Origin of the sequence: Streptomyces sp. NPDC091287, assembly GCF_044768525.1 — a bacterium.
GTDB lineage: Bacteria > Actinomycetota > Actinomycetes > Streptomycetales > Streptomycetaceae > Streptomyces.
This window is the reverse complement of the sequence record NZ_JBIVUV010000025.1, coordinates 132,289-138,299: the sequence shown is the minus strand read 5'-3', so window position 1 is coordinate 138,299 and position 6,011 is coordinate 132,289. Positions and strand designations below refer to the sequence as shown.

Annotated in this window: 12 protein-coding genes; 2 read left to right on the top strand and 10 right to left on the bottom strand. The window is 72.8% G+C overall.

Translation table 11 applies throughout. The annotated features are described in order from the left end of the window. Both ACIQRW_RS34160 and ACIQRW_RS34155 read right to left on the bottom strand, forming a co-directional pair. The coding region (locus ACIQRW_RS34160) for a protein transporter Sec31 (protein WP_403768076.1) at positions 1 to 623 on the bottom strand (623 nt) is incomplete at its 3' end. Positions 624 to 753: 130 nt separating this feature from the next. After that, complete coding sequence (locus ACIQRW_RS34155) at positions 754 to 1,179, bottom strand: hypothetical protein (protein WP_403768073.1); 426 nt, start codon at positions 1,177 to 1,179, stop codon at positions 754 to 756. A gap of 163 nt (positions 1,180 to 1,342) precedes the next feature. On the opposite strand from ACIQRW_RS34155, the gene ACIQRW_RS34150 reads away from it, so the two are divergent. Together ACIQRW_RS34150 and ACIQRW_RS34145 are read left to right on the top strand one after the other, a co-directional pair. Next, the gene (locus ACIQRW_RS34150; RefSeq protein ID WP_403768071.1) at positions 1,343 to 1,639 is read left to right on the top strand and encodes a helix-turn-helix domain-containing protein; all 297 of its coding nucleotides are present in this window, start codon (positions 1,343 to 1,345) and stop codon (positions 1,637 to 1,639) included. 88 nt (positions 1,640 to 1,727) lie between these two features. Beyond that, entirely contained in the window at positions 1,728 to 1,940 is a 213-nt protein-coding gene (locus tag ACIQRW_RS34145) for a hypothetical protein (RefSeq protein WP_403768068.1), read from the top strand. Between the two features lies 1 nt (position 1,941). On the opposite strand, the gene ACIQRW_RS34140 is transcribed toward ACIQRW_RS34145, so the two are convergent. The 8 genes from ACIQRW_RS34140 to ACIQRW_RS34105 all read right to left on the bottom strand — a co-directional run bounded on the left by ACIQRW_RS34140 (position 1,942) and on the right by ACIQRW_RS34105 (position 5,962). Further along, complete coding sequence (locus ACIQRW_RS34140; RefSeq protein ID WP_403768065.1) at positions 1,942 to 2,424, bottom strand: hypothetical protein; 483 nt, start codon at positions 2,422 to 2,424, stop codon at positions 1,942 to 1,944. Positions 2,425 to 2,566: 142 nt separating this feature from the next. Then, positions 2,567 to 2,752: a hypothetical protein gene (locus ACIQRW_RS34135; protein WP_403768062.1), complete on the bottom strand. Its 186-nt coding sequence runs from the start codon at positions 2,750 to 2,752 to the stop codon at positions 2,567 to 2,569. Positions 2,753 to 2,755: 3 nt separating this feature from the next. Next, positions 2,756 to 3,403 (bottom strand): hypothetical protein, encoded by a 648-nt coding sequence (locus tag ACIQRW_RS34130; RefSeq protein WP_403768059.1) that lies wholly within the window; start codon positions 3,401 to 3,403, stop codon positions 2,756 to 2,758. Further along, entirely contained in the window at positions 3,400 to 3,564 is a 165-nt protein-coding gene (locus ACIQRW_RS34125) for a hypothetical protein (RefSeq protein WP_403768056.1), read from the bottom strand. Before ACIQRW_RS34125 ends, ACIQRW_RS34130 begins: the two co-directional genes overlap by 4 nt. Positions 3,565 to 3,588: 24 nt before the next feature. Next, complete coding sequence (locus ACIQRW_RS34120) at positions 3,589 to 4,005, bottom strand: hypothetical protein (protein WP_403768053.1); 417 nt, start codon at positions 4,003 to 4,005, stop codon at positions 3,589 to 3,591. Continuing rightward, on the bottom strand, positions 4,002 to 4,223 hold the full coding sequence (locus ACIQRW_RS34115; protein WP_403768052.1) for a hypothetical protein: 222 nt from the start codon (positions 4,221 to 4,223) through the stop codon (positions 4,002 to 4,004). Before ACIQRW_RS34115 ends, ACIQRW_RS34120 begins: the two co-directional genes overlap by 4 nt. 213 nt (positions 4,224 to 4,436) lie before the next feature. After that, positions 4,437 to 4,817 carry a hypothetical protein gene (locus ACIQRW_RS34110; RefSeq protein WP_403768049.1) on the bottom strand — a complete coding sequence of 127 codons (381 nt, stop codon included), beginning with the start codon at positions 4,815 to 4,817 and terminating at the stop codon, positions 4,437 to 4,439. Next, positions 4,814 to 5,962 (bottom strand): hypothetical protein, encoded by a 1,149-nt coding sequence (locus ACIQRW_RS34105; protein ID WP_403768046.1) that lies wholly within the window; start codon positions 5,960 to 5,962, stop codon positions 4,814 to 4,816. The genes ACIQRW_RS34110 and ACIQRW_RS34105 overlap by 4 nt, the downstream gene beginning before the upstream one ends. Positions 5,963 to 6,011: the final 49 nt, after the last annotated feature.

Here is a 6,011-nt window from a genome sequence, read left to right as displayed (position 1 = left end):
CCGGAGATCGCGGCGCGCTCGGCGGCGACGGCCTGTTCGGCGCGGGTGAGCTCGCGGCGGACGGAGACCATTGCGAGGCGGCCGCCGGCCTTCGCACGCTCGGCGTCGACCCACTGCTGGGTGTGGCTGTCGAGGGGCTTGGCGTGGTGGCGCAGCACGACGGTCCACATGACCTTGGCGAGCCCGGACACGGTCGCGGCGACGCAGCCGATCGCGAACTCGCCGGAGATCCATCCGTGGGCGCCGACCGCGCCCATGGCGATGCCGAGGGCCACGTACCCGGCGCGGCGCGGGAGGGCGGCGCGCTCCTGGTCGTAGCGGGCGAGCCACTCCAGGGCCATGCAGGACAGCCACACGAGGTCGAAGACCAGGGCGGCGGCGTACGCGGCGGCGGTGAGGGGGACGACGATGTCGAGGAGGCTGCCGATGCTCGCGGTCGACCAGACGACCGAAGCGACGCCGATCACGGCGGCGGCCGCGGTGACCCCGGTCAGCACGACGCGGTCCCAGTCACGCGGGGGCTGCGGGACGTCGACCTTGTAGCGGTCGAGGACGAGGTGGGTGGTGCCGTCGATGGTGTGCGGGACGAGGCGGCTGCGCTCGACGGTGCGGGTACGGCTCATCCGAGGGCCCTCACGATCAGGAAGGTCGGGAAGGCGACCGCCCAGACGAAGACGAGCAGGTACAGGAAGCGCATGGGGTACTCCGGGGCGTGGGTCGGCCGGGCGCAGCGGGTGCGCCCGGCCGGGCGGTTCAGCGGATGGGCGCGGACGCGTTGCCCGACGCACGGGCGTGGGCTAGCGCGTTGCGGGCGTCAGCGGTCCGGGGACCACGCCCGTAGTCGGCGGCGGCCTGCCGGTGCAGCTCGGCCACGCGCCCGGCCTTGCGGAGGAGCAGCGCGTACTCGCCGCGGGTGATGGGCCGGTCGATCGTCGGCATCAGCCGGAGCAGCGCCCGCTCCAGGGTGTGGCTGGCCGGGGTGTCGTACCCGGCGGCGTCCGTCGCGTACCGGAGGGCGAGCGCCTGGCGGCGCGGGGGGAGGATCGGGCTGGCCGGCCGGATGGTGGTGAGCCGGTCAGCGATGTCGAGGAGTAAGCGGGGCGCGGTGGCCGTCTGGTCGGCGGTGGCCGCGCGGCGCAGGGCTTCTTCAGCCTGGGCGCGGTCGGTAGGGTCGGGCATGGTCATTCCTCCTGGTTGAGTCAGGTGGGATGGCTGGCCCCGGCCATGTGGCGTTCCCGCGCCGGCCGGGGCCGTTGTGCGTTAGTAGCTGGGCTACTTCCCCAGACTGTACGGGGCCCCGTACACTCGGGCAAGTGGCCCGCCCAACGGAATGAGGCTGGGTGTGACCGAGGAGGCGCAGCGCGTGATCGACGCCATGAATGCCGTGGAGGCGATGCCCGACCCGCAGGAACGGGCGCGGGCAATCGGCGAGGTGATGGCTGACCAGGCGGAGCGGGGGAAGCGGTGGCGCGAGCTGCGACGGCAGGTGGTGCTCGACATGCGCGCGGAGGAGCCGCCCGTCTCGTACCGGAAGATCGCTGCCGCGCTCAAGGTCTCGCTGGCTACGGTGCAGGACATCGAGCGCGGTTACACCGGATCAGGCCGGGACCGCCCCCGGGTGAAGCCGCGCGCGGAGTAGCTGGCGCAGCAGAGCCCCCGGCCGTAACGGTCGGGGGCTTCGTGCTGCTCGGGCTGCTGCGACCGAGAAGGCGCGGCACTCTGGGTGTATGGAGCAGGCGCCGATCGTCGTGCGCCGGCCGTCGCCCACGGGCGGCCGGCACGTCACCGTGCGCGGCCGGATCCTGGGGCTGGCCTACTCGGATCACGACCTGGTGGTGTTCCTCGCAGACGCGGGGCTGCTGGATCCGGATCTGCTGCTCGATGATCCGGCGTGGGTGGATTGGCGGGGTGGCCGCGCCCACGGCTGGGGCGCGGCCTGACTCACTCGGTGAAGGCGCGCTCCAGCGCACCGGCGATCGGCGCGTCCCAGTCTCCCGTCAACACCGTAAGGTCCCTCCGGCCGGAGACCCTCGACAGACCGAAGTACGCCTCGATCTCCCGGCCCGGATGCCCTTCGCCGATCACAACGGCCATGGACGCCCTCCGCAAGTCGTGCACTCCAGCAGCCAGACTGGCGTGCCGAGCTGCGCGCTGGATGCCTGCTCTGACTTGGTCTGAGCGAAGGCCGAGGAGCAACGGCTCGTCCGCGCTGGTCTCCGCCTCGGTCGCCAGATAGGCGTCGACGGCAGCGGCCGCAGTGAGAGCGATCCGGATCCGGCGTTCCTGGGTGCGCACTGGTGCGACGCGGACCGTGGGCGCTGGACCTGGTGTGTAGTCGGCGACGGTGAGGCGGAGGGCTTCGTCGCGGCGCAGGCCAGCGAGGAGGTAGAGGTGCGCTGCGGCGGAGAGGAGTGGGCTCTCCACGTGTACAAGGAGCGTGCGGGCTTCGGCTGAAGTGAGGACGGGTCGCTCGGTGGTAATCGGCATGGTGCCTCCGTTGGCGGTGGCTTCGACGATAGCGATGGGCGCGGGCGGTGGGGGGCAGTTCTGGGTTCAAGGTGCGGGCTCAGTCCGTGGTCCGCTGGGCGGCCAGCCACTGCACAAGGTCGGCGAGCACCGGCGCCGGGGGCGGGTCGGCAGGGACGGTGAGGAGCCAGTGCGCCGGCCGGAGGGTGAGGCGCTGCTCCTCGGTGGTCCACCAGTACGGGCGGCCGTGGAACCAGACAGTGCGGGACCGATCGTTGGGGTGCACGAGTCAGCCCTCCGTGGTGATGGGTTCGTGGTCGTACTCCGGGCGTCCGCAGATGCCGGGGCCGGGCTGGGTGCAGGGGTGGAGGTGGCCGTCGCCCTGGTAGGGGTGGGTCGTGACCGGGCCGGTGGTCAGCCACCACCGCATGCCGTGCTGGTCGGCGTGGCTGCCCTGGTGCCCGGGGCGCAGCACGCACTCGCTGTACTGGCCTGGGTGGATCCAGGTGAAGGCTTCCGACGGCTGGTCGCCGCAGTGCTCGGCCGGGCCGGGCCGGGCCGCGTCGAGAGCAGCGTGCACCGCGCCCCAGATCATTGCGTTCCGCTCGACGATCGTGCGGGGCAAGAAGTCGTGGGGCTCGTTGCGGATGTAGGCGAACACGGCTTCGTAGGACGGGTTCTGGAGGCCGGCCTGCGCCGGAGCAGCAGCGGGCTGCTCGTCGAGGAACACGATGCGGGTCGCCCCGCCGTGCCCGTGGACGCCTTCGACGGAGGCAAGCCCTTCGGGGTGCGGGGTGGTGGTGGGCCAGCGGCCGAGCCAGTGGACGGCGGCGTGGCCGTCGCTGAACACGACGCCGTCGGCGACGTGCCCGGTGCCGGACACGCCGGAGACGTCTGTGTCGCGGCAGAGTTGGAAGTGGCGGGGGTACTCGGTCATCGGGTCGCCTTCCCGTCCTGGTAGAGCTCGGCGCGGACCTTGTGCACGCCCTTCATGCGCTGTCCGGCTTTGCCGTAGCACCAGGCGCCGGGGACGCTGCCGCAGTCGGAGCAGGCGACGACCAGCTCGGGCTTGCGGATAGTGGGTTCGCGACGGGGCATGACGTGCTCCTTCGGGTGGGTGGGTCAGGCGGTGGCAGCGCGTTGGTCGCGGTCGCGTGCGGCCCGGCATCGGGGGTACGGGCAGCCGTCGACCGGGGGCCGGTGGTGCTGTTCGCACATGGCCCGCTGGTCGATGCACTGCCCGGCGGTCAGGCGGGCGTTGTCGGCCTCCAGCTCGCGGATGCGGATGGCCTGCGACAGCACCTGGGTCTTGTGCCGGTCGTCGGAACAGATGAGCGGAGCGCCGAGGGCGAGGGCGTGAATCTCGGCGCGGAGGTTGTCGACGAGGGTCATGCCTGCTCCGGCTGCCTGCTTCCAGTCGGCGAGTCGCTGCTCCAGCTCCCCGACGAGCTGGGCCAGCTGCTCGCCTTCGGCGGGGAGGATGACGCCGCGCCGTGCCCGGTCGAGGAGGTGGTGGAGGCGCTCGGGCTGGGTGGTCACTGGGCCCCCTCGGTGGTGGTGATGCGCGCCAGGCGGAAAAGGCGCGGGGTGTACGTCCCGGTGTCGTCGCGGACGGGGATCCATGCCACGGCGTCCCCGAAGTTGTGCCGAGCGTCGATGAGGCGCTGGAGTTCGGCGATCCAGTCGGCGGGCATGTCAACGGTGACGTTCTCGGGCTGGTCGGTGTCGTCGGGCTGCCAGGTGAGGGAGGCGATCACGGTGTGGTCCTTCCGGTTCAGGGGTGGCCGCCCTGGGGTGGGGCGGCCACACAGCAGCGGGTCAGTGGGTGCAGCAGAGGTGGCGGGGTCCGGGGTGGGCCCGTCCGCAGCGGCAGACGGGGCGCCGCCGGCGGGCCCGGTCGGTGCGGTGGTGGTGTCGGAGGCGGTGCAGGATCGCGCTGAGCATGTGGTGTCTCCGTGGGTGGGCCGGGATCACCCGGCAGCAGGGGCGGGGGTGGTGGCTACGTCCGTGCAGAGGCGGCACGGGTTCGCCTTGCGGCAGCCGAGCAGGTGCGGCTGCTCGGTCCAGCGGCGGACGGTCGTCAGCTCCGGGCGCACCCCGTTGGCGATCAGGTGCTCCTGGGCGAAGTCGGCGTCCTCGCGGTCGAAGGGGCCAAGTTCGACGCTGCCGCCGATGATCAGCGTGCTGAGGTGTCGGAGGCGGCCGTTGCGGCGGAACTGGGCGGCGGACTGGGTCCACCACTCGGTGGGGCTGCCGCCGATGCTGTAGAGGCGGGCCTCGTCGATGACGACGCCCCACTTCTCGGGTGCGGGCGCGGTCCCGGCGACGTCGAGGGCGAGCTGCACGGTCACCGGGTCTCCTCGGGCGCGGCAGGGACAGCGGGGGTCTCGTCGTCGGCCTCGCTCATCGCGGTCAGCAGCGCCTTGACGGTGATGGTGTGGTAGCCGGGGCGGCCCGAGCACAGGCGCTCGACGGCGTGGATGCGGCGCGCGAACCGGCGGGCGGCGGCCTCGGGGCCCTCGGTCTGGTCGGTGCCCGCCTCCTCGGGGTGGTGTGCCCCGGCGGCAACCTCACCGGCCAGACGGCTCAGCTCGGCGATGTCGGCGCCGATCGTCTTACCCCACGCGCCCTGGTCGCCCTCGTCGAGCACGTCCTGGAAACCGACGGCGTGTGCGGCAAGGCGGCGGATTGCGGCGTAGACGGTGGCAGGCACGGTGGCCCGGTCGGCAGGCGCGGGCGGGGCGGCGGCTCGGCGCAGCAGCTCGTCGAGCGCACCGGCCGTACCCGGGTAGCCCTTCGCGATGACGAAGTTCCGCAGGTGCTCTGTGGGCAGGTCCACCTCACAGGTGAGGCCGCAGTGCGTGTGGATGCCAACGGCGTGCTCGCGGTCAGTCTCCTCGCGGTCTTCGCGCTGCTCCCGCTCCTCGTCGGTCTCCTCGGGGATCGGCGTGAGGCTCGCGTGCAGTCGGGCCAGAAGTCGGGTCTTCTGCTGCCCGTCGGCCGGGCCGAGGTCGTCCGCCTCGCTCGTGGTGCCGAGGAGCTGCCGTCCGCAGCGGGCCCCTTTCAGCCACTCCCGGACGTCCCCGGTCGTGATCGGGCGCTGGGCGCGGTCGGCGATGTTGCAGCACTCCCCGACGAACGCGAGCGCGTCGCGGGCTTGGTACAGCTCGGTGTTGAGCTCATCAGCCATCTCGCGGGCCTCCTCGGCGGTGGCGGCGGGGGTCTTCGGCGGCATCCACTCGCAGGCGCAGCCGTTGGCGCACCCGTATGCGCTGTGCTCGTCGGCCGGGTGCGGGCAGCCGCACGTCGTGGTGCCGAGGAGCTGCCGGGCCACCGCCAGGGCGGCATGCACGAGCGTCGCGACGACCCCGTACTCCCCAGTGGCGTGATGCTCGGACGCAGCGGCCATGCGGTCCAGCAGGGCAGCCATGGCCGGGTCGGCGGTCCGGCCGGCGGCGGCGCGCAGGGTCTCGGCGGGGGTGGTGGTGTCGGGCATCAGGGGCTCCAGGTGATCGGTACGGTGGTGGGGCGCCCGCCGGCTACGA